15 protein-coding genes are annotated in these 25,247 nt (G+C 72.6%); 8 read left to right on the top strand and 7 right to left on the bottom strand.

Annotated elements, in window-relative coordinates:
• The first annotated feature begins 3 nt into the window (after window positions 1–3).
• Window positions 4–2,037, top strand: a complete 2,034-nt coding sequence (locus G447_RS0110040; protein ID WP_026430954.1) for an ATP-dependent helicase — start codon at window positions 4–6, stop codon at window positions 2,035–2,037.
• On the opposite strand, the gene G447_RS11560 is transcribed toward G447_RS0110040, so the two are convergent.
• Both G447_RS11560 and G447_RS0110050 read right to left on the bottom strand, forming a co-directional pair.
• Window positions 1,964–2,950, bottom strand: a complete 987-nt coding sequence (locus G447_RS11560) for a hypothetical protein (RefSeq protein WP_051226317.1) — start codon at window positions 2,948–2,950, stop codon at window positions 1,964–1,966. The two genes, G447_RS0110040 and G447_RS11560, sit on opposite strands and share 74 nt — an antisense overlap.
• Before the next feature lie 152 nt (window positions 2,951–3,102).
• Window positions 3,103–4,662, bottom strand: coding sequence for a zinc-dependent metalloprotease (locus tag G447_RS0110050; protein ID WP_026430955.1), 1,560 nt, complete (start codon window positions 4,660–4,662; stop codon window positions 3,103–3,105).
• Between the two features lie 131 nt (window positions 4,663–4,793).
• Here G447_RS0110050 and G447_RS0110055 point away from each other — a divergent pair, with 131 nt between their 5' ends.
• Window positions 4,794–6,053, top strand: coding sequence for a YlbL family protein (locus G447_RS0110055; protein ID WP_243442359.1), 1,260 nt, complete (start codon window positions 4,794–4,796; stop codon window positions 6,051–6,053).
• 35 nt (window positions 6,054–6,088) lie between these two features.
• Here the strand turns inward: G447_RS0110055 and G447_RS0110060 are convergent, their stop codons facing one another.
• On the bottom strand, window positions 6,089–7,993 hold the full coding sequence (locus G447_RS0110060; protein WP_026430957.1) for a helicase HerA-like domain-containing protein: 1,905 nt from the start codon (window positions 7,991–7,993) through the stop codon (window positions 6,089–6,091).
• Window positions 7,994–8,221: 228 nt separating this feature from the next.
• Here G447_RS0110060 and G447_RS0110065 point away from each other — a divergent pair, with 228 nt between their 5' ends.
• From G447_RS0110065 to G447_RS0110085, 5 genes are all read left to right on the top strand, one after another.
• Complete coding sequence (locus G447_RS0110065) at window positions 8,222–9,034, top strand: helix-hairpin-helix domain-containing protein (protein WP_081697901.1); 813 nt, start codon at window positions 8,222–8,224, stop codon at window positions 9,032–9,034.
• Window positions 9,031–10,644, top strand: coding sequence for a ComEC/Rec2 family competence protein (locus tag G447_RS11565; RefSeq protein ID WP_243442360.1), 1,614 nt, complete (start codon window positions 9,031–9,033; stop codon window positions 10,642–10,644). The genes G447_RS0110065 and G447_RS11565 overlap by 4 nt, the downstream gene beginning before the upstream one ends.
• Window positions 10,645–10,903: 259 nt before the next feature.
• The gene (gene holA / locus G447_RS0110075; protein ID WP_026430959.1) at window positions 10,904–11,881 is read left to right on the top strand and encodes a DNA polymerase III subunit delta; all 978 of its coding nucleotides are present in this window, start codon (window positions 10,904–10,906) and stop codon (window positions 11,879–11,881) included.
• 234 nt (window positions 11,882–12,115) lie between these two features.
• A complete protein-coding gene (locus tag G447_RS0110080) occupies window positions 12,116–13,864 on the top strand; it encodes an ABC transporter ATP-binding protein (RefSeq protein ID WP_026430960.1) in 1,749 nt (582 codons plus the stop codon).
• 1 nt (window position 13,865) lies between these two features.
• Window positions 13,866–15,785, top strand: a complete 1,920-nt coding sequence (locus tag G447_RS0110085; protein WP_026430961.1) for an ABC transporter ATP-binding protein — start codon at window positions 13,866–13,868, stop codon at window positions 15,783–15,785.
• Window positions 15,786–15,944: 159 nt separating this feature from the next.
• On the opposite strand, the gene G447_RS12795 is transcribed toward G447_RS0110085, so the two are convergent.
• The 4 genes from G447_RS12795 to G447_RS0110105 all read right to left on the bottom strand — a co-directional run bounded on the left by G447_RS12795 (window position 15,945) and on the right by G447_RS0110105 (window position 23,750).
• On the bottom strand, window positions 15,945–21,326 hold the full coding sequence (locus G447_RS12795) for a DUF4011 domain-containing protein (protein ID WP_051226319.1): 5,382 nt from the start codon (window positions 21,324–21,326) through the stop codon (window positions 15,945–15,947).
• A gap of 196 nt (window positions 21,327–21,522) precedes the next feature.
• A complete protein-coding gene (locus G447_RS11575) occupies window positions 21,523–22,158 on the bottom strand; it encodes an alpha/beta fold hydrolase (protein WP_243442361.1) in 636 nt (211 codons plus the stop codon).
• A 219-nt stretch (window positions 22,159–22,377) separates the two neighbouring features.
• The gene (gene rpsT / locus G447_RS0110100; RefSeq protein WP_009400678.1) at window positions 22,378–22,644 is read right to left on the bottom strand and encodes a 30S ribosomal protein S20; all 267 of its coding nucleotides are present in this window, start codon (window positions 22,642–22,644) and stop codon (window positions 22,378–22,380) included.
• Window positions 22,645–23,048: 404 nt separating this feature from the next.
• Complete coding sequence (locus G447_RS0110105; protein WP_026430962.1) at window positions 23,049–23,750, bottom strand: type II toxin-antitoxin system PemK/MazF family toxin; 702 nt, start codon at window positions 23,748–23,750, stop codon at window positions 23,049–23,051.
• Window positions 23,751–24,145: 395 nt separating this feature from the next.
• On the opposite strand from G447_RS0110105, the gene G447_RS0110110 reads away from it, so the two are divergent.
• The gene (locus tag G447_RS0110110; protein ID WP_026430963.1) at window positions 24,146–25,051 is read left to right on the top strand and encodes a hypothetical protein; all 906 of its coding nucleotides are present in this window, start codon (window positions 24,146–24,148) and stop codon (window positions 25,049–25,051) included.
• Window positions 25,052–25,247: the final 196 nt, after the last annotated feature.

Consider the following 25,247-nt stretch of genomic DNA (forward strand, 5'->3'; position numbering starts at 1 on the left):
ACTATGAGCCTGAGCCCGAACGAACTCCTCGACGCACTCGACCCCGACCAGCGCGCGGTGGCCACGCAGGTCGCGGGCCCGCTGGCGGTCCTGGCGGGCGCGGGCACGGGCAAGACCCGTGCGATCACGTACCGGATCGCTTACGGTGCCGCCGTCGGGGCCTTCGACCCGTCGAACGTGCTCGCCGTGACCTTCACGAAGCGCGCGGCCTACGAGATGCGCCACCGGCTGGCCGCCCTCGGCGTCCCGAGGGCGCAGGCGCGGACCTTCCACTCGGCGGCGCTGCGCCAACTGCGGCACTTCTGGCCGACGGTCGTCGGCGGCCCCATGCCCGACGTGGTCCCGCACAAGGCGTCCCTGGTGTCGAGCGCTTGCGCGAGGCTGGGCATCACGGTGGACAGGACGACGGTGCGCGACCTCGCCGCGGAGATCGAGTGGGCGAAGGTGTCGATGGTGGGGCCGGACCGCTACGAGGCGCACCTGCGCCGCACTGGCCGCCAGGCGCCCGCCGACCTGACGGGGGCGGAGGCGGCGCGCCTGCTCGACGCCTACGAGGACGCGAAGTCCGAGAGGGGGGTGGTGGACTTCGAGGACGTGCTGGTCTACATGTGCGGCATCCTGCAGGAGCGCCCCGACATCGCGCGCCTCGTTCGCGGCCAGTACCGCAACTTCGTGGTCGATGAGTTCCAGGACGTGAACCTCCTGCAGTCCCGCCTGCTCGACCTGTGGCTGGGCGGGCGCCACGACGTGTGCGTGGTGGGCGACGTGGCCCAGACCATCTACTCCTTCACGGGGGCCAGCCCGGAGTACCTGACTGGCTTCGCGCGCAAGCACCCGGGCGCCCGAGTGGTCGAGCTCACCCGCGACTACCGGTCGACGCCCGCGATCGTCGAGGCCGCGAACCGCGTTCTCGCCAGGGCGGCCCAGCGCGAGGGCACGGTGCGTCTGGTGAGCCAGCGTCAGGGCGGGGGGCCCGTCGCCTACCGGACCTACGACGACGACGTCGCCGAGGCCGAGGGCATCGCCCAGCGGATCACAGAGCTCATGGCGGGCGGGACGCCCGCGCACTCGATAGCGGTGCTGCTGCGCACGAACGGGCAGTCCCAGGTGTTCGAGGAGGCGCTTGGCGCGCGCGGCATCCCGGTCGCGATGACGAACTCGACGCCGTTCTTCCGCCGCGAGGACGTGCGCCGGGCCCTATCGGCGCTGCGCACGGCGGCCGCGGCGCAGGAAGGGGACGGCGCTGGTGCGGGGGGCGTCGGCGCGGCGGTCAGGGACGCCCTGGGCGGCGTCGGCTGGAGCGAGGAGGCCCCCGTCGGCGGCAGCGCCCGCGAGCGGTGGGCGGACATGGCCGCGATCGTGGCGTGGGCGGATGACACGAACGCCTCCGACCTGGCGGGGTTCCTCTCCGAGCTCGACGAGCGCGCCCAGTACCAGGTCGAGCCCGACAAAACGGGCGTGGAAGTGGCGACCATCCACACCGCGAAGGGCCTCGAATGGGACGCGGTGTTCGTCGCGGGCGTCGCCGAGGGACTGCTCCCGATCTCTTACGCCTCCACGCCCGCAGCCCGCGAGGAGGAGCGACGCCTGCTGTACGTGGCACTCACCCGGGCGCGCGACGTGCTGGAGGTGTCATGGGCGCGGATGCGCGCCACGGGCGGGCGCGGCAAGCGCCACCGCTCCCGGCTGCTCGACGGCGTGTGGCCGACGGACAGGAGTGTGGGCAAGCCGAAGCGCCAGGCGGCCAAAGAGAGCGCCCGCGAGCGCAGGGAGCGCTTCGAGGCGGAGGCGGGCGAGGAGGCGCTCGACCTCTTCGCCAGGCTCAAGGCGTGGCGCCTGGGGGTGGCGCAGGCGGCCTCGGTCCCCGCCTTCGCTGTGCTCACCGACCAGACGCTGCGCGACATCGCGGTGACCAGGCCCAAGACCGTCGCCCAGCTGCGGGTCATCAAGGGGATCGGCGACGTCAAGGTCGAGCGCTTCGCCGCCCCGGTACTGGCCCTGGTGCGGGGGGAGGAGGTTGCTCCCCCGGAGCCGTAGGGGACTCGCCCGGGGGCGGCATGGTCCCGATGCCGCAGGCGCACGAGGGGTCGGGCCGCGCCTGTTCGCGCACGGCTGTGCCGCCGTCGGGATCGACGATGTGGATCGCGGGCAGGTCGGCGAAATCGAACGCGCCCGTGCACAGGGCGCGGACGAGGCGCGCGATCAGCAGGCCCGCCGCCAGGTGGGCCGAGGCGGTGAGCGCCCCCAGCGGCTGGCCGCAGCCGTGGCGCAGGTGGGCCAGGCGGAAGGGGTCGTCGGCGATACGTGCAGATTCGACGCAGTGGTGGCACGGGGTCGCGCCGGGCAGGACCAGCGGGCCCACCTCGTACCCCGTCTCGCCCCTGGTGACCAGCAGGTGGGGGGTGTCCACGGCTGTGAGCGCCTCGGTGCGCGTGGGGTCGATCATCCGGTCGCCGCTGACGATCGCGATGTGGGGCTGGGACTGGCAGTGGAGGCGGGCCAGGGGGATCCGGTCGGCGAGGAGCTTGCGTGCCGAGGGGGCGCGGAGGGTTCCCAGTGCCATCGAGGGGAAGAACCGCTGGAAGTCCTCGTCGATGAGGCCGGAGTCCTCTATGGAGCACTCGAGTGCGAAACCGTCGGCCAGCGCCCCCAGCGCGACAATGGTGGCGGGGGTCAGGCCCACGGCCCCGACGACGAGTGGGGGAGTGGGGCCCTCGTCGAGGAACCGGTTGCGGCGCAGCGCGGATTCGATCAGCGAATGGCGGGCAGGCGGGCCCGCGGGGTGTGCCCCCGACCGCCTGCCCCCGCCTTCGGGGAGGGCCGCCCGCAGCAGCCAGGCGCGCTCGGCGTCGTCGACGCCCTCGATGACAGTGTGGTGGTAGTGGTCGGATCCGATCTGAACAGCGTTCTGCCCGTGCCAGAGGACCGCAGTTCCTTTTCTCAGTTTCATAACCGTTCCTCCCGATTCACATGATTTAAATCATTATGTATCAGTCGGTGGGGGTTCTGCTGGAAAATGGGAAATCTGTGGATAGAGCCGGCGCGGAGCAGCTGCGGCTTCGATTCTGTCCCGCCGCGCCAGGTGGGGCGTCCGCCTGTGGCCTACTGTCCGAGGGAGTCGGGTCCTGTGCCGTCCTGCTCTTCGCCGCTGGACGCCTCCGGCGCTGACGGATCCGCGCCGCCGTCCTCGGGGGAGCCGGGCGATCGTGGGGCCTCGTCGTTGCCGGCGTCCGTCCTTTGCGGCGCGAAGCCCGCCTCGCGCAGTGTCTCCGCCTCCGGGTCGTCCTGGGGGGACAGCCCCTCCGCCCAGCCCATCGTCCCATCGAGCAGGGAGTTGAGGGCGGCGTCGATGTCGGCGTCCTGCTCCAGGGCGGCCTGGCGGATCGTGAGGAAGGTGTCGGGGGAGTCGAGCTCGTTCATGGTTGGCACCATGTCGGGGTGCGACCACAGCGCGTCGCGGGCCGTGGCGGTGCCGTCGGCGGCGACCAGTGAGAAGATCGACGCGGCGCCCCGGGCGCGCCTGGGGCGCATCTTCAGGCCGATGAGGCGGCCCAGCACCTCCTCGGCGGGACTGCCTGAGGCCCGCCGCCTGCGCATCATCTCCCGCAACTGGTCGGAGTGGGGCAGGTAGGGGGCCGTCGCGGCGGCCGTGACGACCTCCACCCACCCCTCTATGAGTGCGAGCAGGGTCTCCAGGCGCGTCAGCGCCCTGTGCTGGGCCTCGGTGACGGAGATGGCGAACACCCCGCCCGAGAGTGCGCGTTCGATCGACTCGGGATCCGAGGGGTCGACGCTGCTGGCCGCCTGCGCGATGGCGGTGGGGTCGATGGCGATCTCCGCGCTGTACGCCTCGACCGCGCGCAATAGGTCGCCCGACAGCCACGAGACCGAGGCGAAGAGGCGGCGGTGGGCCGCCTCGCGCACGGCCATGAACTGGCGCACCTCGGTGAAGTCGATGTCGAGCCCCTCGCTGAACGCGGCGATGTTGTGGGGCAGCAGCGCCGTCGTGCCGGCGGGGGCGAGGGGGATGCCCACGTCGTAGGAGCCGATCGCCTCCTGCGCCAGGGCGCTGAGGGCGCGCCCGATCTGCGAGGCGAACATCATGGCGGACAGCTTGGGCATCATCTCCTGGGTCTGCCCCAGCATGGCGGCGACGCCCGCGGGCAGATCGCCCCCGTCGCCCATCTGGTCGGCGAGCGCCGCCGACAGGGCCCGCGAGACGTTGGCCGCGACGGGCTCGCAGATCCGCTTCCACATCGGCAGTGTCGCGTCGATCCACTGCGCGCGGCTCCACGCCTGGCGCTCGGCGGGGCCGGCGGAGAAGTCGGTGACGGTGTCGAGCCACAGATCCGCCACCGTCATCGCCTGCTTCGTCGCCGCCGCCTCCGACGCACAGGGGTGGGGATCCCCCGCGGTGAACGCCTGCTGTTTCGCCGCGCCCTCGACCAGGCCCCAGTTGACCGGGCCGCTCGTCGTGCTCATGATGAAGCGGAACTGGTTGAGCACCTGTTCCAGGTGGGCGGGGTCGGAGTACTCGGCGGGCATCGAAGAGGGGTCGAACCCCTGTGCCCGCATTGCGCGGGCGGCCTCCTCGCCCGCCTCGTCGCCGAGGAGGTTGCGGAGGAAGTCGTCGAAAGGGGTGCCATCGGACTCGTCACTCATGACGCCAGCCTAGTGGCTCAATATGGCGGGGCGCTGGAAGCCGCCTGGGTGTGCGCTGAAAGCATAAGGGGAACGGGCGCTGCGGGCGCCGAACAGGTGCGGTGGGGCCAGTGGTGCGCCACAATGTCCAGGTGAACGAGAACAAGGACACCGCACCTTCCGCCCAGGACGCCGATCCCGCAGCCCCTGCCCAGCGCTCCCACGCGGAGCACGTCGGCGCCAACGGGGCCCGGCTGGCCGGCCGCCGCCGGGAGGTCCCCCTGTGGGCGAGGCTCGCCGCCTCCGGGGCGGCGCTCGCCCTCATGGTCGTCGGCCTGTCGTGGGTCCCCGTTCCCTATGTCGTGGAGAGCCCGGGCCCGACCTTCAACGTCCTCGGCTCCGACAGCGGCATCCCCATGATCTCGATCTCCGGGACGGACCCCACCAGCGGCGCGGACGTGGCGGTCGACGCCCCCCAGTCCTCCTCCTACGCGGCCAAGGCCCCGTCCGGGGACGGCGGGCCCGGGCAACTGCGGATGGTGACGGTCGCCGAGAGCGGCGGCCCCGGGCGGCGCCTCAACTTCCTCCAACTCGTCGGCGCCACTTTCGACTCGCGCTCGCGGATCCTCGACTACGACTCCGTCTACCCGCCCACGGCCACCCAGGAGCAAGTCGACAACGCCAACCAGGCCCAGATGCAGTCCTCGCAGTCCACCTCGCAGGTCGCCGCCCTGGAGTACCTGGGATGGCGGGTCCCCGCCTCGGTCACCATCGCGGGGGGCGTCGAGGGGACGGACGCGGCGGACAAGGTCGCCCAGGGCGACGTTTTGACCGCGATCACCACCGTCGACGGGGCCGTCCACCCGGTGGACAGCGCTTCCGCGCCATTCGCCATCATGTCCCGCGTCCCCGTGGGCGACACAGTGCGGCTGTCCGTCCAGCGCGACGGGGACGCCCTCGAGATCCCCGTGACGACCGTCGCGGGGGAGGAGGGGTCCGAGGGCTCCAAACTGGGGGTCTACCTCAGAATCGACGCGCAGTTGCCCCTCGACATCTCCTTCAACTTGGAGAACGTGGGCGGTCCGTCGGCGGGGATGATGTTCTCGCTGGGCATCATCGACCGCCTCACGCCCGGCGATATGACGGGCGGAGCGGTCATCGCCGGGACAGGGACCATGAACTACGACGGGCGCGTGGGCGCCATCGGGGGGATCCAGCAGAAGATGTGGGGCGCGAAGGAGGACGGCGCCCAATGGTTCTTCGCCCCCGCCGCGAACTGCAACGAGGTCGTCGGGAACATCCCCGACGGGCTGCGCGTCGTGCGGGTCGCCACACTGGGCGAGGCCGCCGACGCCGTCCACGCCATCGCCCAGGGCGACGGCGCCTCCCTGCCGATCTGCACGGCGCGGTAGCCGGCACGGTCCCAGGGCACGCCGGGCCCTGGGACCTACCGCTTGCGCGTGCCGAAGATGGAGCGCGTGATCTCCCGGCCCGCGGTGCGCAGAACGGAGCCCAGGACCGACTCGACCTCCCGCGTGCGCCGCTCGGCCGCGCGCTGGCGGGCCGCCTCCTCCTTCTCCTGCTGCTTCTCCACCTGGCGACGCAGCTTCTCCATTTCCTTTTCGCGGGCGGCCTGTTCCTTGGCTGCTGCCTTCTCCGCCTCCCGGGCTGCCCTCTCCGCCTCCTTGGCGGCCGCCTCCTGGGCGATGGCCTCCTCGCGGGCTGCCACGGCCTCCTCGGCGCGACGCTCGAGCTTCTCCTCGGCCGAATCGGGGTTCACCGCGTCGCGGTAGCGGCCCATGATGATGCTGGACTGGTTGACGCGGGCCACCGTGTCGTCCGAGGCGGGGCCCATCACCGAGGCGGGCGCCCAGATGCCGACGGGCGTCACCGGCGTCGGATTGCCCTTCGGATCCAGGACCGTCACCACGGCCTCGCCCGTTCCCAGCGTGGTGAGCACCTCGTCGAGCTCGAGGCCCGTCTTGGGGAACGTCTGAACCGTGGCCTTGAGCTTCTTGAAGTCGTCCGGCGTGGAGGCGCGCAGCCCGTGCTGGATGCGGGACCCCAGCTGGGCCAGGACGTCGGAGGGGATGTCCTTGGGCGTCTGCGTCACGAAGACCACGCCCACGCCCTTGGAGCGGATGAGGCGCACTGTCTGGACGACCTGGCGCTCGAACTCCTTCGTCGCGTCGGCGAAGAGCAGGTGGGCCTCGTCGAAGAAGAACACGAGCTTGGGGCGTTCGGCGTCGCCCACCTCGGGCAGGGTCGAGAACAGGTTGGCCAGCAGGAACATGATGACTGCACTGACCAGGGCGGGGCGAGAGGAAATGTCTCCCACGCCCAGCAGTGAAATTATGCCCCTCCCGCTCGAATCAGAACGGATCAGGTCGGCCGTGTCGAAGCCGGGCGCGCCGAAGAACTGGCCGCCGCCCTGGGACTCGAGCGCGGTCAGGGCGCGCAGGACGACCCCGGCCGTCGCCTTGGAGACGCCGCCGATCCCTGCCAGCTCGTCCTTGCCGTCCTCGCTGGTCAGGAAGGAGATGACGGAACGCAGGTCGGGCAGGTCCACCAGCTCCAGGCCCTGGGAGTCTGCCCAGGCGAAGATCAGCTGGAGGGCCTGCTCCTGCGTCGTGTTGAGGGACAGGGCCCGCGCCAGCAGGATCGGGCCGAAGTCGGAGACCTGGGCGCGCACGGGCACGCCCGGGAACTGCGAGTCCGCGCCGCCCAGGCTCAGCAGCTCGACGGGGAAGGCTGCGGGCGCCCACTCCTGCCCGTTCGCCGCCGTACGGGACAAGAGCTTGTCCGAGCTGGCTCCCGCCTCGGCCAGGCCAGTCAGGTCGCCCTTGACATCGCACAGGAGCACCGACGAGCCCGCCGCCGACAGTCCCTCCGCCAGGAGCTGCAGGGTGCGGGTTTTGCCCGTGCCCGTCGCACCGGCGACCAGGAGGTGGCGGTTGAACATGGCGGTGGGCATCTTCGCGGTGGTGCCCGGGACCCGCGCGCCGCCGTCGATGAGGGTGCCGATGGTGATCGTGGGGGCATCCCACGAGTAAGCGCCTTGGATCATGGCCGCGAAGGAACCCGCCGCGGGGGCGGCGTTCTCCACGGGCGCGGGTGAGGTGCTCTCCAGGACGGTCGGAGCGCCGGCCTCGGTGGGCGGTGCGGCTGGACCGCCTCCGTCCGAGGGGGCGGGCGCCCGCGTGCCCGGGGCGCTGCCCTGTGGGGCTCCGGCCGCCTCCAGCTGCGCCCGCAGCGCCTCCGCCCTGGCGCGGGCGGCCTGGGCCTCAGCCTCCTTCGCGGCGGCCTCAGCGGCGGCGAGCTGTGCTTTCAGGTCGGCGATGCTCTCGCTCATCGGGTTCTCCCATCGTCGGGCCGGGCGGTTCTCCGCTCCATCTTAGATTGTGGCGCCCGGTTGTGGCTGCTGGCCCGCAGTCGTGTGCGCGGGCGCCGCTACCGCGCGCTCCCACAAGCCACGGCCCCAGGCGGGGCCCGTCCACAGGGCGGGGCGGCGCCCGGGCGCTATCCACAGGAGGCGGGGGCGCATTACCCGTCGGACCGGGGGCCGCCGTACCGTGACCGCATGAGAACACCCGTGCACGAATGGCTGGCCCGCAGGCGCTTGCGGGCGCTCACACGCGCCGTCTACACGAGCGCCGTCGAAGAGGACCCGACCGACGCCGACGACCCCGGACGCAAGGCGCGCCTGGCCCCATCGGGCGCCTCCACCTGCGCCGTCATCGTCACGATCATCGTCGTCTCCCTGTGCGCCCTGTGGAGACTGGGGCCCAGCGGCACGCCGACCCCGGACGCCCCAGCGCAGTCATCCGGCCCCGCCCAGTCCGCCGGCGCCCCTGCCGAAGACAGCCGTACCAACACGGCCCAGGGCGCTGCGCCCGCACCCGCTGGGACCCGGCCCAGCGGCACGCGCGGCGCAGGCGCCCGGTCGAGCCGCGGTTCCCAGGCGGCGGGCGCCACCCAGGTCGTCGTCTACGTCACCGGCCGGGTCGCCTCGCCCGGAGTCCTCACGATGCCCGCAGGATCCCGCGTCGGGGAGGCCATCGAAGCAGCGGGCGGCCCCGGCGAGGACGCCGACCTGGAATCACTCAACCTCGCGCGCGTCATCGCCGACGGCGAGCACATCGTCGTCCCCGCCCAAGGCGCCGCCCCCGCGCCCCCGGGGGCGCGGGCCCCCGAGGGCGCCCAATGCGTCAACCTCAACGCCGCCTCGGAGCAGGAACTGCAGGAACTCGACGGGGTCGGCCCCGCCATGGCCTCGCGCATCGCCCAGTACCGCGCAGCGCACGGAACGATCACCAGCGTCGACGAACTCGACGACGTCCCCGGCATAGGCCCGGCCCTGCTCGAGAAGATCCGGTCGGGGGCCTGTCCGTGAGCGCCGCGCCCGGTCGCGGACGAGCCGGCGCCCACGAGCCGGCCCGGGAGCCCCATCACGAGGAGCGCGCCGCCCCCGCCCGCGCAGAACCCAGGCGCGCGCCCGTCATGGTCGACCTGCGCCTGCTGCCCTGCGCTATCGCCGCGTGGGCGGCCAGCTGGTGGGCGACCACTACCAGCGCCGTGCCCCCGGGCTCCCACCGCCTCCTCATCGCCTGCGCACTGGTGGGCACCGCTGCGGCCTGCGTCCTCACCCGGCCTAGCGCCCACCAGCCGAAGCACGCCCTGACAGCACCGGGATCCGCGCGCCTCGGCGCCGCCATCGTATGCGCGGCGGCACTGGGCGCCCTCGCCACGGGATGGGCAGCCGCCGACTCGTACAACGCCGACCCGGCCCGCGCCCCCGAGGGCGGGCGCATGGCGGTCGCAGCCCGCGTCCGCCTCGTCCAGGACCCCGGGCCCTCGCGGTTCTCCCACGCGGAGGCGACCGCCCGGGCCCGGCTCCTCGCCGTCGGCGGCGCGCCCTCGGGCGCCTACGCGCTCCTACGGGGCCCGGGCATCGCGGACGCGGCCAGGGGCGACGAACTCGACGTCGTCGGCACCATCGACCCCTCCTCCTACTCGGAGGCCCCGAACGCCGGGGTTCTGCGCGTCAAGCGCGTGAGTGCGGTCCACCGCCCCGGAGGAGTATGGGCGTGGGCGAGGAACGTGCGCCGCCACCTGGTGCGGACCTGCTCGGCCATGAGCCCCCAGGCCCGCGCCCTCGTGCCCGGCATGGCCATCGGGGACGACCGCGCCCTGCCGGCCGGCCTGGAGGACGCCATGAGGGCGACCTCCCTCACCCACCTCACCGCCGTGTCCGGCTCCCACATCGTCATCGTGCTCGCCGTGGTCTCGCTGGCCGTTCCGGGCAGGCGGGTCCCCCGCGCGCTCAGCACCGCGGCCGTTCTGGCGCTCATCCTCCTGCTGGTGGGGCCCGAGCCCTCCGTCGTCCGCTCCGTGGCCACGGCCGCGGTCTCGGCGCTCGCCCTGATCGCCGCCAGGCCCGGGCAGGCGTGCGCCGCCCTGTGCGCCGTCGTCACCGCGACCGTCATCATCGACCCGTGGGCGTCACGCTCCTACGGTTTCGCCCTGTCCGTTCTGGCGGCGCTCGCGATCATCGGGCCAGCGGCCGCGGCCGTGCGGTGGTCGGCGCGCAGACTCCGCGGGGACACGGCGCTGGGAAGGGCGCTGCGCCGCCTGGTGGGCGCCGTGGCGGTCCCCGCCGCCTGCCAGGTCTTCGTCATGCCGGTGCTGCTCACCCTGGACCCCTCAGTCCCCACATGGGCGGTGCTCGCCAACACCCTCGCCGAACCCGCCGTGGCCCCAGCCACCGTGGCCGCGCTCTCCGCGGCGCTCCTGGGCCCCTACTGGCAGGCGGGCGCCGCGTGGTGCGCCTGGGCGTCCAGCTGGGCGACCGGGTGGATAGCCTGGGTCGCCCAGGTGTGCGCGGACCTTCCCGGGGCCCGTCTGGAGGTCCCCGTGCCCGTGGTCATCGGCGCGTACCTGGTGGGGGTGGGCGCCTACGCGGCGGCGAGGGCCCGCGCGCTCCGACGGGGGGCGCGGCGCTGACCCGCCGGCCCGCGCTCGGGAGGCGGCTCCGTAGGACTGCCCGGCGCCCGCGGCCACGATCAGCGCCGGCCCGCGCCTACGCGGCGGCCCCCTGCTCCTTGCCCGCAAGCTCTTCCACCGCGTCCATCGACCCGCGCTCGGGCGACGGCCACGCCGGTGGGTGAAGAGTCACACGCGGGTCCGCACCGCACGCGGCGCGATGCGCCTGGGCGTAGGCTTCTGCCAGTGACACCCGTTCGCGCAGGCGGAGGAGGAACGCATGGCCCAGCGCCCCAGGCGGACGAGCGCCCCGACCGAGATCTCCCTGGCGCCCGTGGTCCTCATCAAGGGCACCGAGGGGCTTCTGATCGACCGCGCTCTGGACCGCCTGCGGGCACTCGCCCACCAAGCGGCCCCGGATGTCGAGCGCACTGACCTGGTCGCCGCCACCTACCGGCCCGGGCAGCTCGACCTCATCGCCTCGCCCTCGCTCTTCGGCGAGTCCAGGATGATCATCATCCGCGACCTGGAGACCATGAGCGACGCGCTCGCCACGGACCTCGTGGCCTACGCCGCCTCGCCCGCGCCCGACGTGTGGATGTTCCTCGTCCACCCCGGGGGCGGCGCCCGGGGCAAGAAGGTCGTCGAGGCGGTTGCGCGCGCCAAATGGCCCGTGATCCCTGCCGAACCGCTGAAGAACGACCGCGACAAACTGGCCCTCGTCCAAGCGGACGTGCGCGCCGCAGGCCGCCAGATGGACCCCGCGGCGATGCGCGCCCTCGTCGACGCCCTCGGATCCGACCCGCGCGCCATGGCGGGGGCGCTCGCCCAGCTGCTGTCCGACGTGCCCGGGCGCGTCACCGTCGAGGACGTGCACCGCTACCAGGCGGGCCGCGTGGAGGCGAGCGGGTACGACGTGGCCGACGCGGCAGTCGCCGGAGAGGCTGCCAAAGCGCTCACGCTCACGCGCCACGCTTTCGTTACGGGGGTGGCGCCGCAACTGCTGGTCGCCGCACTCGCGATGAAGTTCCGCGCGATGGCGAAGGCATCCATAGGGGGGAGCGCTGCCGCCCTGAAGATGGCGCCGTGGCAGATCGACCGGGCGCGCAGGGACCTGCGCGGATGGTCCGACCACTCCCTGGCGGGCGCCTTCGAGGCCATCGCCACCGCCGACGAGGAGACGAAGGGCGCCTCGCGCGACCCGCAGAGGGCGGTGGAGAAGGCAGTCATCACCATCTGCCGCCTCCGCGGGCGCTGACAGGGAACGGGCAGCGCCGCGCCGGGCCTGCCCGGCGCCGCCCACAGGGCGCCGGGAGCGGACGGAGCCCGCGCCCCCGGTCCAGCCCCGCGGGGCAGCCGGGGGCGGTTCGGCGCCACAACACGACGACAACGGGAACGACTGCGCGCCGAGGGGCCGGGAGCGCACGGAGCCGGGAAGACGACAACGGAAAAGACCGCGCGCCGCAGGGCCGCGCACGGAAGGGGACGATAGATGAAAACCATCCGCATTCTCACGGGGAGGCTGCGCGAGTACAGGCGCGCCTCCGTGCTCACCCCGCTGTTCATAGTCGGGGAGGTCGCGCTCGAGTGCCTGCTGCCACTGATCATGGCGACCCTGGTGGACCGCCTCGGCGGCGAGGATCTGGGGCCGGTGCTGCGCATCGGCCTGGTGTTGGTCGTCATGGCGATGGCGTCGCTGGCGTGCGGCGTCCTGGCGGCCCGCTTCTCCGCGACCGCGGCGGCCGGCCTGGCCAAGAACCTGCGCCAGGACCTGTTCTTCCGGGTCCAGGGCTTCTCCTTCAAGGACATCGACGCCTTCTCCACCTCCTCCCTGGTCACGCGCATGACCACGGACGTGACCAACGTGCAGAACGCCTTCGGCATGTTGATCCGCGTCGCCGTGCGCGTGCCCCTCATGGTGGTCTTCGCCGTCATCATGACGCTGCGCATCTCGTGGCGCATGTCGCTGGTCTTCCTGGGGATGCTGCCCTTCCTGGTGGCGATCCTGGTCCTCATCATCGCGGTGGTCTTCCCGATATTCCGCCGCGTCTTCAAGAAGTACGACGCCCTGAACAACTCGGTGCAGGAGAACGTCTCGGCCATCCGCGTCGTCAAGTCCTTCGTCACCGAGGACCACGAGCGCGAGCGCTTCGCCACCGCCTCCCAGGACCTGCGCGCCGACTTCACCAAGGCCGAGAAGATCCTCGCCCTCAACAACCCCGTGATGATGTTCTTCATCTTCGCCGCCATCATGATGGTCGACTTCATCGGCGCTCGCATGATCGTGGCCTCCGGCGGCACGGAACTCACCACCGGCCAGTTGTCCGCGCTCATCACCTACGGCATCCAGATCCTCACGGCCATGCTCATGCTCGCCTTCATCTTCGTGATGACGACGATGGCCGCCGAGTCGGCGAACCGCATCGCCGAGGTGCTCGCCCACTCCGCGTCGCTGGCCTCCCCCGAAGGCGGTGCGCGCGAGGTCGCCAACGGCGAGGTGCGTTTCGAGGGAGTGTCTTTCAAGTACTCCGACGACGCCGAGGAGGACGCGTTGCGCGGCATCGACCTGGTCGTCCCCTCCGGTTCGACCCTGGGCGTCGTCGGCGGGACGGGCGCCTCGAAGACCACCCTCGTCCAGCTGATCCCGCGCCTGTACGACGCCACTGGCGGGACCGTGCGAGTTGGCGGGCGAGATGTGCGCGAGTACGACCTGGAGTCCCTGCGCGACGCCGTCTCCGTAGTCCTGCAGAAGAACGTCCTGTTCTCCGGGACCATCAAGGAGAACCTCAGGTGGGGGGACCCCACCGCCACCGACGAGGAGCTGGTGCGCGCCTGCGAGCTCGCCCAGGCCGACGAGTTCGTCCGCGCGTTCCCCGACGGCTACGACACGCTGATCGAGAGGGGCGGCACCAACGTCTCGGGCGGCCAGAAGCAGCGCTTGTGCATCGCCCGCGCGCTGCTCAAACGCCCCCGCATCCTCATCCTGGACGACTCGACCTCGGCCGTGGACACGCGCACCGACGCCCTCATCCGACGGGCCTTCGCCACGGAGCTTCCCGGCACGACGACGATCATCATCGCCCAGCGCCTGTCCTCGGTGCGCGACGCCGACCAGATCATCGTGATGGACGACGGGCGCATCAAGGAGCGCGGCACCCACGACGAGCTCATGACGGCGGGCGGGGAGTACCGCGAGATCTACGAATCCCAGAACCAGACCACGGAAAGCGGGGTGGCGTGACATGGCGCGCACCGACCCGAACGCGGAGAAGCTCGAGGGCATCGACCGCCCCTTCCGCCGCCTCACCTCATACCTCTTCGGCCTCTACCGGGTCCGCCTCATCATCGTGGCCGTCTGCATCGTCGTGGCGTCGGTCGCCTCGTCGGTCGGCTCGATCTTCCTGCAGCAGATCGTCGACACGGTGATCACGCCGGGCACGGCCCAGGGCATAGACGCCGTGTGGGAGACCCTCGTGCGCCTCATCCTCACAATGGGGGCGATCTTCGCCACGGGTGTGCTCGCGTCCTTCCTCTACACGAGGATCATGGCGGTCATCACCCAGGGCGCGCTCAAGCACATGCGCGACGACATGTTCGACCGCATGGAAACGCTGCCGCTGCGCTTCTTCGACACGCACCCGCACGGCGCGATCATGTCGACCTACACGAACGACACCGACGCGATCCGCCAGCTCATCGGCCAGGCGATCCCCACCCTCATCCAGTCGGCCCTCACCATCGCCGTCGTCGCCGTCACAATGCTCAGCTACTCGGTGTGGCTCACCGCCCTGGTCGCCGTGGTCGCCGGGGTCATGGTGGCGCTCACGAGGAAACTGGGCGGGGCCTCGGCACGGTACATGGTCCGCCAGCAGGCGTCCCTGGCCGCCGAGGAGGGCTTCGTGGAGGAGATGATGGACGGGCAGAAGGTCGTCCAGGTCTTCAACCACGAGGAGGCCGCCAAACGCGACTTCCTGGAGTACAACGAGAAACTCTTCACCGACTCGGAGAAGGCGAACCGCTACGGCAACGTCCTCATGCCGGCCCTGGGAAACGTGGGGAACCTGCTCTACGTCCTGGTCGCCCTGGTCGGCGGCGTCATGGTCCTGCGGTCCGTGCCGAACATCGGCTTCGCGGGCATGGGCGTCATCACCGTCGGCGTCGTCGTGTCCTTCCTGGGCATGGTGCGCTTCCTGTCCCAGACGATCCAGCAGGCCGCCATGCAGGTGCCGATGATCGCACTGGGCGTGGCGGGCGCCTCGCGCGTGTTCGCGCTCATCGACCAGCAGAGCGAGGCGGACGACGGCTACGTGCGCCTCGTGCGCGCCCGAGTCGGCCAGGACGGGAGCATCGAGCCCACGCGCGAGCGCACCCAGCTGTGGGCGTGGGAGCACCCCCACCAGGCGGAGGGCACCGTCACCTACACGCCGCTGCGCGGCGAATTGGTCATGGAGGGCGTGGACTTCTCCTACGACGGGGAGAAACAAGTCCTCACCGGCATATCCCTGTGGGCCAAACCCGGCCAGAAGATCGCGTTCGTGGGCGCCACAGGCGCGGGCAAGACTACGATCACGAACCTCATCAACCGCTTCTACGACATCGACGACGGCAAGATCCGCTACGACGGCATCAACATCACGAAGATCCACAAGCCGGACCTGCGCCGCTCCCTGGGAGTCGTCCTGCAGGACGTGAGGCTCTTCACCGGCACCGTCATGGACAACATCCGCTACGGGCGCCTGGACGCCACCGACGAGGAGTGCGTCGCCGCCGCGGAACTGGCGAACGCGGACTCCTTCATCCGGCGCCTGCCCGACGGCTACGACACGATGCTCACCGGCAACGGCGCCAGCCTCTCGCAGGGGCAGGCCCAGCTCCTGTCGATCGCGCGCGCCGCCGTGGCAGACCCTCCGGCCATGATCCTCGACGAGGCCACCTCCTCGATCGACACGCGAACCGAGGCCCTCGTCCAGGAGGGCATGGACAACCTCATGGAGGGGCGCACCGTGTTCGTCATCGCCCACCGCCTCTCCACGGTGCGCAACGCCGACGCGATCATGGTCCTGGACCACGGGCGCATCATCGAGCGCGGCACCCACGACCAGCTGCTCGAGCAGCGCGGCGTGTACTACCAGCTGTACACGGGGGCCTTCGAACTCGAGTAGGCGGCTACGAGGCGGGGGCCGGGCATCGCCCCGGCCCCGGTTCTCGCGTCCAGGGAAAGATCCGTCCCAGGGATACCGCCATCCACAGCCCCGCACTGCCGGGCAGGGCCGCCGTCCGGCGCGCTGGGACCGCCCGCGCAACCCGAGGCGCACCCCCGGCTACCCGGCCGGACTGCCGTCCGGGGAAACGGGCCGGCGCCCACCCTCGGCCCGCGCCCACGCCTCCTCCAGGCGGCCCATGAGCCGGTCCACGACGCCCTGCGGATCCGCCACCCAGTCGGGCAGCCACACGCGCTCCACCCCGGGCCATCCCATCAGGCCCGAAAGGACCGAGCGGGGCAGGACATCGCGGTCGTAGACGGTGCCGCGCGCCGCCCACCCCCTCCCGTCGAGGAGGACCGCCAATGACGGAGCGCCCGGGTCGTGCCCGGGGGAGAGCACCAGGTCGATGCGGAAGTCCGACAGTCCCACGTCGGTGCTCACGACCGCGCCCGCCCCGCGCAGCCGGGCGGCGATCTGCTCGCGGTGGTCGTCGGGCTCGGGCAGGCGCGGGGAGCGGCGCGCGTACTCGTCGGGCCCCAGGCGCGCCAGGCGCAGGTACTCCTTGAGGTCCCTCAAACCGCGCGACTGGGAGCGCTCCACCTCGAGCTCGTCGGGCTCGAAGGACGCGAAGACGACGACCTCGCGCCTGGCCCGCGTGACCGCCACGTTGAGGCGCCGCTCCCCGCCGGGCAGGTTGAGGGGCCCGAAGTTCAGGGGGATGCGCCCCGACTCGTCGTGGGCGAAGGCGACGGAGAAGAGGATCGTGTCCCGCTCATCGCCCTGCACGTTCTCCAGGTTCTTCACGAAAAGGCCGTCGTCGGCGTCCAGGGACGCGGTGATGCGCGGGTCGTCGAGGTCGCGGAGCCTGGTCTCCACGAGGTCCCGCTGGGGGAGGTTGAAGGTGACCACCCCGATGGACGGGGAGGCCTCGGCGGCGAAGCGCGCCCGCACCTCGGCGACGATGGCCGCCGCCTCCTCGGGATTGGTGCGCAGGGTCCTGCGGTCGCCCCCGCGGGGGACGGAACGGATGAAACGCCCCTCCACCAGGCGCATCGACACCCCGCCTCCCCGCCCGGGCGCGGAGGCGGGCGGGCGGGGGCTGGGGAAGGACGAGAGCCTGCCCCCGTAGTACTGGCGGTTCGAGAAGGCGATGAGGGCCTCGTCCTGACTGCGGTAGTGCCACGACAGCCAGGCGCGCGGGACGTGCGCGGAGACGCACTCGGTGAGGATCGACTCCTCGTCGGGGAAACCGCCCGCGTCCTCCGCCTCGCGCGACAGCTTCGCGAAGGACGTGGGGGGCATCTGGTTCGAGTCGCCGCACACGATCGCGCTGCGCCCCCGCCCCATCGCGCCGACGGCGGAGGCCACGGTGATCTGCGACGCCTCGTCGAAGACCACGACATCGAAGTCCTGGCGCTCGGCGGGGAAGAAACGCGCCACGGAGTCCGGGGAGACGAGCACGCACGGGGTGATGCCCGTGATGAGGTCCCCGTACTCGCCGACCAAGTCCCGGATCCCGCGGGCGCGCACGCGCCGCGCCAACTCGCGCTTGAGGTCGTCCAGGCGGGTGCCCTGCCCCTCCAGGCGCTCGCGGTGGGAGGCGAGGGCGCGGGCGATGAGGCCCTGGGGCAGCAGGGCCCGCAGTGAAGCCAGGTCGGCGGCGTAGGCGTCGGCGCTGTGCTCGTGGACGGCCCGGGTGAAGGCGCGCAGGGGACCGTGGCGCAGGCGCTGGTCGATGGTGGCGCGGGCCAGGCCGACCTCGAGTGCCGTCGCCAACTCGAAGGGCCCGATCTGCCGCTCGCGCACCTGCGCGGCCGCGTCCACCAGCCCGAGGCGCACCAGCGGCTCCAGCGCCCGCTCCAAAGCGCTGTGGGCGCGCAGGTCGGCGCACCGGTCGGCGCGGCCCATGCGCGCAAGCGCGCCGGACAGGGCGACGAGGCGGTCGATGGGCAGCGAGCGGAGGACGGGCTGGGCGGCGATGCGCCCGAGGCAGCCGCGCACCCGGACCACCCGCTGGCGGACCCGCTCCCGTTCCCCGTCGCCCCCGCCCGCCGCCGCCAGCGCGATCCCGCACGCGCGGGACAGTGCGGTGCCGGGCGGCCCGTCGAACGCCCCCTCGAGCCCGATGAGGAACTCGACTTCGCGCAGTGCCGCGCTGCGGTCCTCCCCTCGCATCGCCGACCACGTGCCCACGTGGAGCCCCGCCGCCTCGGGCAGGACCCGGCGCCACAGCTCCCGCAGCTCACGGTCCTGGGCGGCGCAGGCCGCCAAGTCGTCAATGAGGCCCAGCGCGGCGCGCGGCGACCGGGGCAGGGGAGTGCTGGTGATCCGGTACTGGGCGAGGGGCCCGAAAGCGCGGCCGGTCTTCGTCCTGCGGCGCAGCAGGGCGTGCGTGGCGTCGCTGACGGCGTCGCGCACGGGGGCCAGGTCGGCTTCGAGGGCGGCCGGCTGGAAGTAGTCGAGGGCGGGGGAGTCCGGGGGCGCGGCCAGGCGGTCGCGCAGTGAGCGCGCGGCGGCCCGCCATGCCGGATCCGCCAGGCGCGAGAGCGCGGGCAGGGGGTAGGCAGTGGCCCCGAGGACGCTCGCGACGACCTCCGCCTCCCCCTCGTCGAGCGCGGCGAGGGCCGCCAGGAGCCCGTCGTCGTCCGCGTCCGCCACTTCGTGCAGTTCCCCGATCGCGTCCGCGACCGCGTCGATGCAGGCGTCGTCCACGGGAGCGCTGAGGAAGGCCGAGGCGCGCCCCTGGTCCCCGTCCAGGCCCAGGAGGCAGTCGCGCAGGCGGGGGACCGCCTCGTCCCGCAGTTCCGCGGCCCCCGCGTCGTCGAGGGCGGCCAGTTGCGGCCCCGTGATCGCCAGCGAGGGGCGGGCATCGCCGTACGCCACCAGCGAGGCCCGCGCCTCGTAGGCCGACATGCCCGAGGCCGTTGTGCCGTGGAGGGCGCGCGCGTAGACCTCGAGGGCCTCCCGGCCCGCCTCCACCCGGTGGCGCACCGAGTCGATGCGCACGGAGTCGGGGTGCGGCTCCAACTCCGAGGCGTCGAGGATCCTGCGCCGCACGAGCGCGGGTTTCTGCTTGCGGTCGTGGAGGTTGAGCACGAGGGGGCCGAACCCCTCGGCCGCTATCCTGCGGTAGACGACGTCGAGGGCCGCCTGCTTCTCGGCGACGAACATGACTTTCCTGCCCTCGGCGAGCAGGCGCATGATGAGGTTCGCGATGGTCTGTGACTTGCCCGTGCCCGGAGGCCCCTCGACGACCAGGGTGTGGCCCGCGAGGGCGCGGGCGACGACGCCCACCTGGGAGGCGTCGGCGGGGATGGGCAGAGTGGGGAGGACCTCCTCTGCGGGAGGGGGCGCCACGTCTGCCCGGGGGTCGGCGAAGGCCGCATCGGGGGAGTGTATGAGGTGGTGGACCAGTGGGTTGCGGGCCAGCAGCTCCCACGACTCCTCCAGGTCCTTCCACAGGCGGAAGTTCCCGAAGTTGAAGATCCCCAGGTACGTGGTGGCCTCCACGTGGAAGGGGAGGCTGGCCTCGGCCAGGGCGGCGCGCACGGCGTCGAACAGGGCGGGCACGTCGATGCCCGCGTCGTCGGCGGTGGGCTCGCGCAGCCCCGGCACCGTCAGCCCCAGGTCGAGGCGGAGCCGCTCGACGAGCGAATAGTTCGGGGTGGGCGCCCCCGCCGGGTCGATGCGCAGCGTGTAGGGGCTGCGGGCCGACCGGGTCGACAGCTCCACCGGGACGAACACCAGCGGGGAGCGCACGGTGGTTCCGCGCGTCGTCCACACCAGCGAGCCCAGCGCCAGGTACAGGTTGTTCGTGCCGGTCTCCTGGACCAGGGTGCGCGCCTGGGAGCGCAGCGCCCGCAGCGCCGAGAAGTACGCGTCGTTGGAGACATCGACCTGCACGCGCCTGTGGTCGGCGATCCCGGGGGCCAGGAGCGGCGGGTCGAGTTCCTCGTGGAACGCTCTGCCCGTGCGGCGGCACGCGGCCGCCCTCTCGCCCGCGCCCTCCAGGGTGATGGCGCTCCCCGAGGCGATGAGGTCCTCGACCGCTCCCATGACCGCTTCGGGGACCGCCAACTCGACCAGCCTGTGCGAGGCGATGGCGGAGTCGGGGCAGTGGATGAGGCGGTTGCGCGCGCTCAGGTCCAGCAGGGCCGCCTTCCACCCCTCGACGCGGGGAGGGGCGGCGGGCAGGGAGGGCCGGGCCCCGCCCTGTTCCGGCAGGTTCTCCAGGGTGATCGTGTTCGACCGCTCGACGATGGGTGCGGCGATCTCGACGACGGCGCCGTCCTGGCCGACCGAGCGGACCGGCTGGGGGCGCGCGCCCTCCAGGCGCGCCTGGCGGACGGACACGACGAACCTGGCGCCCGAGCCGTCCGCCCGCAGGATCCTGCGGGCACGCGCCGCCACTTCCCGCAGGGGCGGCGGAGGCGACTCCACCAGGGAACCGGTGTCGACGAGGCCGATCAGGCCCCGGTCGATCTGGTTGACCAGCTGCCACCCCGGCATCGCCACGTTCTCCGCCGAGTGGCGCTCCGACTTCCAGTACCCCAGGACGGCGGTCGCCCCGCACACCACGACGAGGGGCTCGACGCGCAGGTGCTCGAGGGCGGACGCCAGGACCAGGGCGGCGTCCAGGTGCGAGGCGAGGCGCCCCTGGAGCACGTCCTCCGCGTCGCGGAGGCGGTGGCCCCTCTCCGACCAGTTGCCCTGGGGCGGCGCGTAGGCGATGGAACGCGCGGCGAAGGCGTGGCACAGCGCGTCGACCGCGGTGTCGACCCTCTCGGGCCCGCCCTGGTAGCCGTCGAGGGAGGCGGATCCCGTCCACTGGTCCAGGAGCGTGGCCGCCTCGCGCTCGAGGTCGGACAGGCGGGGGTGCTGCGGTTGGACGAAGGTCGACAGCGTCATGGCCGCCCACGCCTGGTCCTGCCCCACGATCCACTGGCGCGCCGCCAGGACCTCCGGGCCGCTCATCTGCTCCTCGCGGGACCAGTCGCCCGCGCGCATCGCCACGACGAGGACGGTGGAGCGCTGCTCGGCCATCCGCAGCAGTTCGGTGCGCTCCAGCGCGATGGGCGTGCTCAATGACACGGGCTCGGTGTCCGCCTCGACGTCCACCAGCGGGGCGGGCACGGCCAGGACCACCCCGTCGCACTCGATCGAGAAGTCCAGGGACAGCCGCAGCGGCGGTGCCCCCGCCTCGGCGGGCGCGCGCCCCACGTGGACGACCAGTTCGGGCCGGGCGCCGGCGACGGCGTGGGCGTAGGAGAGGGACACCGGGTGCTCGACGCCGATTTCGATCCCGCCCAGCGGGTTTGCGGCTCCAGCGCCGAGCGGGCCGCTGGTGGGGGCGGGCTCCTCCTCGTGCGCGCGGGATTGGTCGTGCGCGCGGCGTTCGGCCTCGGCGCTCGCCTCCCCGGGGGCGGTGGGTTCGGTGGGCGTGGACGCGTCCCCGGGCGCGGGGGGAGTGCCCGGTGCGCTGTCTGCGGTATCCGCCATGCTGCTCTCCTTAGCGGGGACGGGGCCACGACGACGTGCACATCCTACGCTCCGGCCCGCGCGGCTGCGTCCGCCCCCCGGGCGGCGCCCCGCCCCGCTCCTGTCCTCGGGTGCGCCTGGACGGCGCCACCCCCGTCCCGCGCGCGGGTGCCGTCCGCCGTACTTCGCGCGCCCGGGCGCGCGGAGCGGGCCCGACTCAGTCCGCTTCGGCGAACACCCGGCGCACCTCGTCGTTGAAGAGCCCGGTCTCCGTCTGCCAGGGGTTGTGGGCCGGGTGCTCGACGCCGTAGACTCCCTCCATTGTCGAGAAGACCGCGCTGTGGAGTTGGCCCGAGCGCGCCGACAGGCCGTTCAAGGGGGAGAGGAAGGCGGCTGTTTTCAACGCGGTTCCCGACTCGTAGGGGGGCGGCCCCTGTTCCTCGAGTTGGCTGACGAGCTTCTGGTTCCCACTCGCCCGGGCGTCGTCGAGGGCGGTCTGGTAGTCGATCCGGTCGGTCTCCAGGAAGTCGACCATCTGCCCGGTGCCGATGAAGGCCCGGTAGTGCTCCGGGTGCTCGCGCGCCAGCATGAGCCCCAGTGCCGAGCCCCAGGACTCGCCCATGAGGTAGATGCGGTCCTGGCCGAACTCTTCCCTGAGCACTTCGGTGACGGCCGCGCCGTCGGAGAGGTAGGTGTCCAGGGTGATGTCGTCCGGACTGATCGCGCCGTTGGCTTTCGCCGCCCCCGGCTGCTCCCAGGTGACGACCACGTAGTCGCGCTCCAGGTCGGCGAAGCAGTGGCGCGCGGTCACCAGTTGCGAGCCCCTGGGACCGCCGGACAGGAACAGCAGCACGGGTTTGCTGCGGTCCTGGCCGCGCAGGGACAGCCACTCGGCGCGGCCGTTGACGGTGATGGGGCGCCCCTCGAACGGATCGATCGTCCGAGGGCGGAGCGGGTTCTCTTGCCGCGGTGGCGCGGTCGCCCTACGACGGGTTCAGGAGGGAGCGCGCACGCGAGCGGGCCGCACCCGGATCAGGGGTGCGGCCCGCAGGAGCGCTTCAGGGGCGCGGACTCACTTGTTCAGCGAGGCGACGCGGCGCGCCAGCTTCGACTTGCGGTTCGCGGCCTGGTTCTTGTGGATGACGCCCTTGGACACGGCGACATCGAGTTTGCGGGAGGCGACGCGCAGGGCGGCGACGGCCTTCTCCTGGTCGCCCGCCTCGACGGCCTCGCGGGTGCGGCGCACCAGGGTCTTGAGCTCGGACTTCACGGCTTGATTGCGCAGGCGGCGCTTCTCGTTGGTGCGGATCCGCTTGATCTGGGACTTGATGTTTGCCACAGTCGGATTACTCCTTGGTTTCTTCGTCTGTCAGGGTCGGTGAGGGCTGTGCCGGAGCCGGGACTGGGGCGTGGGGCACCCGCAAACGGCTCCAACCAGACCCCCTGCCCGACCAGGCCGGGAGTCCAACGGTCAAGTCTACCAGCCCGCCGTTCCGCCTCGCAATCATGTGCTGTTGCCGACCAGTGAATGCCCCCACACCCCCCGCGGTTGCTGAGACCACGACGGACTGCGCATCCGGCACGGGGTCCAACCGGGGCTCCCGGAAGGACGCGGACCGGGCCGTCAGCGGGACCGGAGGGCGCGCTGCGGCGGGGCCTTGGGGCCGGGCCGGCACAGCCGCTCGGCGCCCGGACAGTCGGCTGGCTCCCGGCAAGCCGCCTGGCGCCCACCCCGCCGCCCGGTCAGTGGGCGCGGTGGTGGCGGTCGATGGCGTCGACGATGCGCTGCCACGTGGCGCGGGGCAGGACCGCGCCCTCCCGGCGCACGTCCGTAGACAGGACCCATAGGGCGCGGTCGAGGCGGACTTGGGAGGGGCGACCCTTGGGATCCCAGGCCCCAGAGCCGATGTCCAGCCAGAACCTGCCATTGCGCGCCTCCTGCTCGGCATCCAGGGCGTGGTCCTTCGACGTCAACTGCACCACATACACCCCGGGGCCGTCCGAACCGATGACGACGACGGGCCTGTCCTTGCCGACGCTGGCGTCCTCCTGGTAGGGGACCCACGTCCACACCACTTCCCCGGGATCGGCGTCCCCGTCCATGACGGGGGTGTACGAGGCGTGGGCGAGGGCGTCGGCGACGGGCGCCTCGCGGATCGAGGTGGAGGGCCGGGGCTGACCGGAGGCGTCGTGGGCCCCGGATCCGGTGCGGTGGGATCCGCCTGGGCCGGCCCCTGTCTCCTGGCGCGGGCCGGCCCCAGTGCGCGGCCTGTGGCTCGACCCGGAGGGACGCCCGGATGCGGCGGGGGTGGAAGGGGCGCGCCCGGGCGCCGACTCGGCTGACTCCGGGGCAGAGGGGGCTCCCTGAGCACTGGGGCCGCTCCGGAACAGTCCTGTGATCAATGAGACCGCCGCTTGGACGACGGATTCGAGGGGTGGGGCCATGGGGCCCATCCTACCGGCGCCCGGTGGGCGGCGGGCCGCGTGCCGGTGGGCAGGAGGTCGGCGGTCCGCGGGCCGTGTGCCCCCGCCTCGCCGCCCTCGCCCGGAGCTGGACGGCGGCGGTCCACAGGGGGGTGCGTACAGCGCTTCCCTCTAGTGGCCGCCCCTAGTCCACAGAGGGGCGCGCCGAAGCGGTCACCGCGATCGAAGTGGTCATGGTCGCCCCCGTCCACAGGGGGTGCGACCCGCTCCCGTCCACAGGCGGGCCGCACGCCGTTCCCCCTTCCACAGGCGCGGGCGCGCGAGGTGACTGGGGGAGTGGTGCGCGCGGATCCTGGGAGCACCGGCCCGGCCCGCACGGCGCGGGGAACGCGGAAGCCGGGCAGAAGGAGGATCCGATGACCACCCCCGTCAGTTTCCAGGACGCGACCGAGGGCTACGAGCGCGCGGTGGCGGCGTGCGGCGCGCTCATGCACAACGCCGGGCTCCCCATGGGGGTGCGCCTGGCCGCGTACAAGACCCGAATCGACTGGTGCGCGGAGTACGGCGACTACACGGAGTGCAAACGCCTCGCCAGCGCCGGGATCGCCCTCGGCGCCGCGGAGCTGGGGGCCGACGACCCCGCCGTGCTGGTGCTGCGCAACTCCGAGGCGTACTGGATGTGCGTCCTCGGCTTCTCCGACGCGGCGTCGGACCGGTTCCCCGCTTTGATCGCCGACATCGAGCGCGTCCTCGGGCGCGACAGCGAACTCGCTTTCGCCGCCCGCAACAACTCGGCCATGCCGCACAAGAGCGCGGGCAGGTGGGACCGCGCGGCCCGCGTGTACCGCGGCGTGCTCGCCGACATGGAGGCCGCGGCCTCCCCCGATGACGTCCTGCTGCTCACTGCCCGCGACAACCTGGCCGAGGCCCTGAGCGCCGACGGCTGCTTCGAGGAGTCGACCCGCCTTTACGAGGCGAACATCGACGTGATGGCGGGCATGTGGGCCAGCGGCGACTGGCGGATACTGCGGGTGCGCGACGCCATCGCCCGGAACTGGTGGCTGGCGGGCGAGCGCGAGCGCGCCATCGGATTGTGGATGGTCCTGGCCAAGGACGCCCGCACCCACTTGGGCGAGGACGACGCCTTCACCGCCGAGTGCCGTCTGACCCTGGCGGGCGCGCAGTACGCGATGGAGAAGTGGGACGAGGCCCTGCGTTGGGCCGAGACGGCGGCGTCGGCACTGCCCGCCGAATGGGGCCCGGACGAGCGCGCCTCGGTCGAGGCGTTCGTCGATGACTGCCGCCGCGCCGCCCGCCGATAGGGCCGCCGTCGGCGCAGCCGCCGGGCACTGGAGTCCGCTGGTAGTGGGTTGCCGCCCCGCTGGGACTGGGCTGATGAACGCGGCCGACGTGGTGGGCAGGCTCCGGGCTGCCGCCCGTGGTGTGGTGCCCAGGCGCCCTCCGCCCGCTCGGGGGCTGGACGGCCGCGCTTCGTGCCCTGCGGGGCGCGCCGCGGCG

The sequence above is a fragment of the Schaalia georgiae DSM 6843 genome (genome assembly GCF_000429245.1).
GTDB lineage: Bacteria > Actinomycetota > Actinomycetes > Actinomycetales > Actinomycetaceae > Pauljensenia > Pauljensenia georgiae.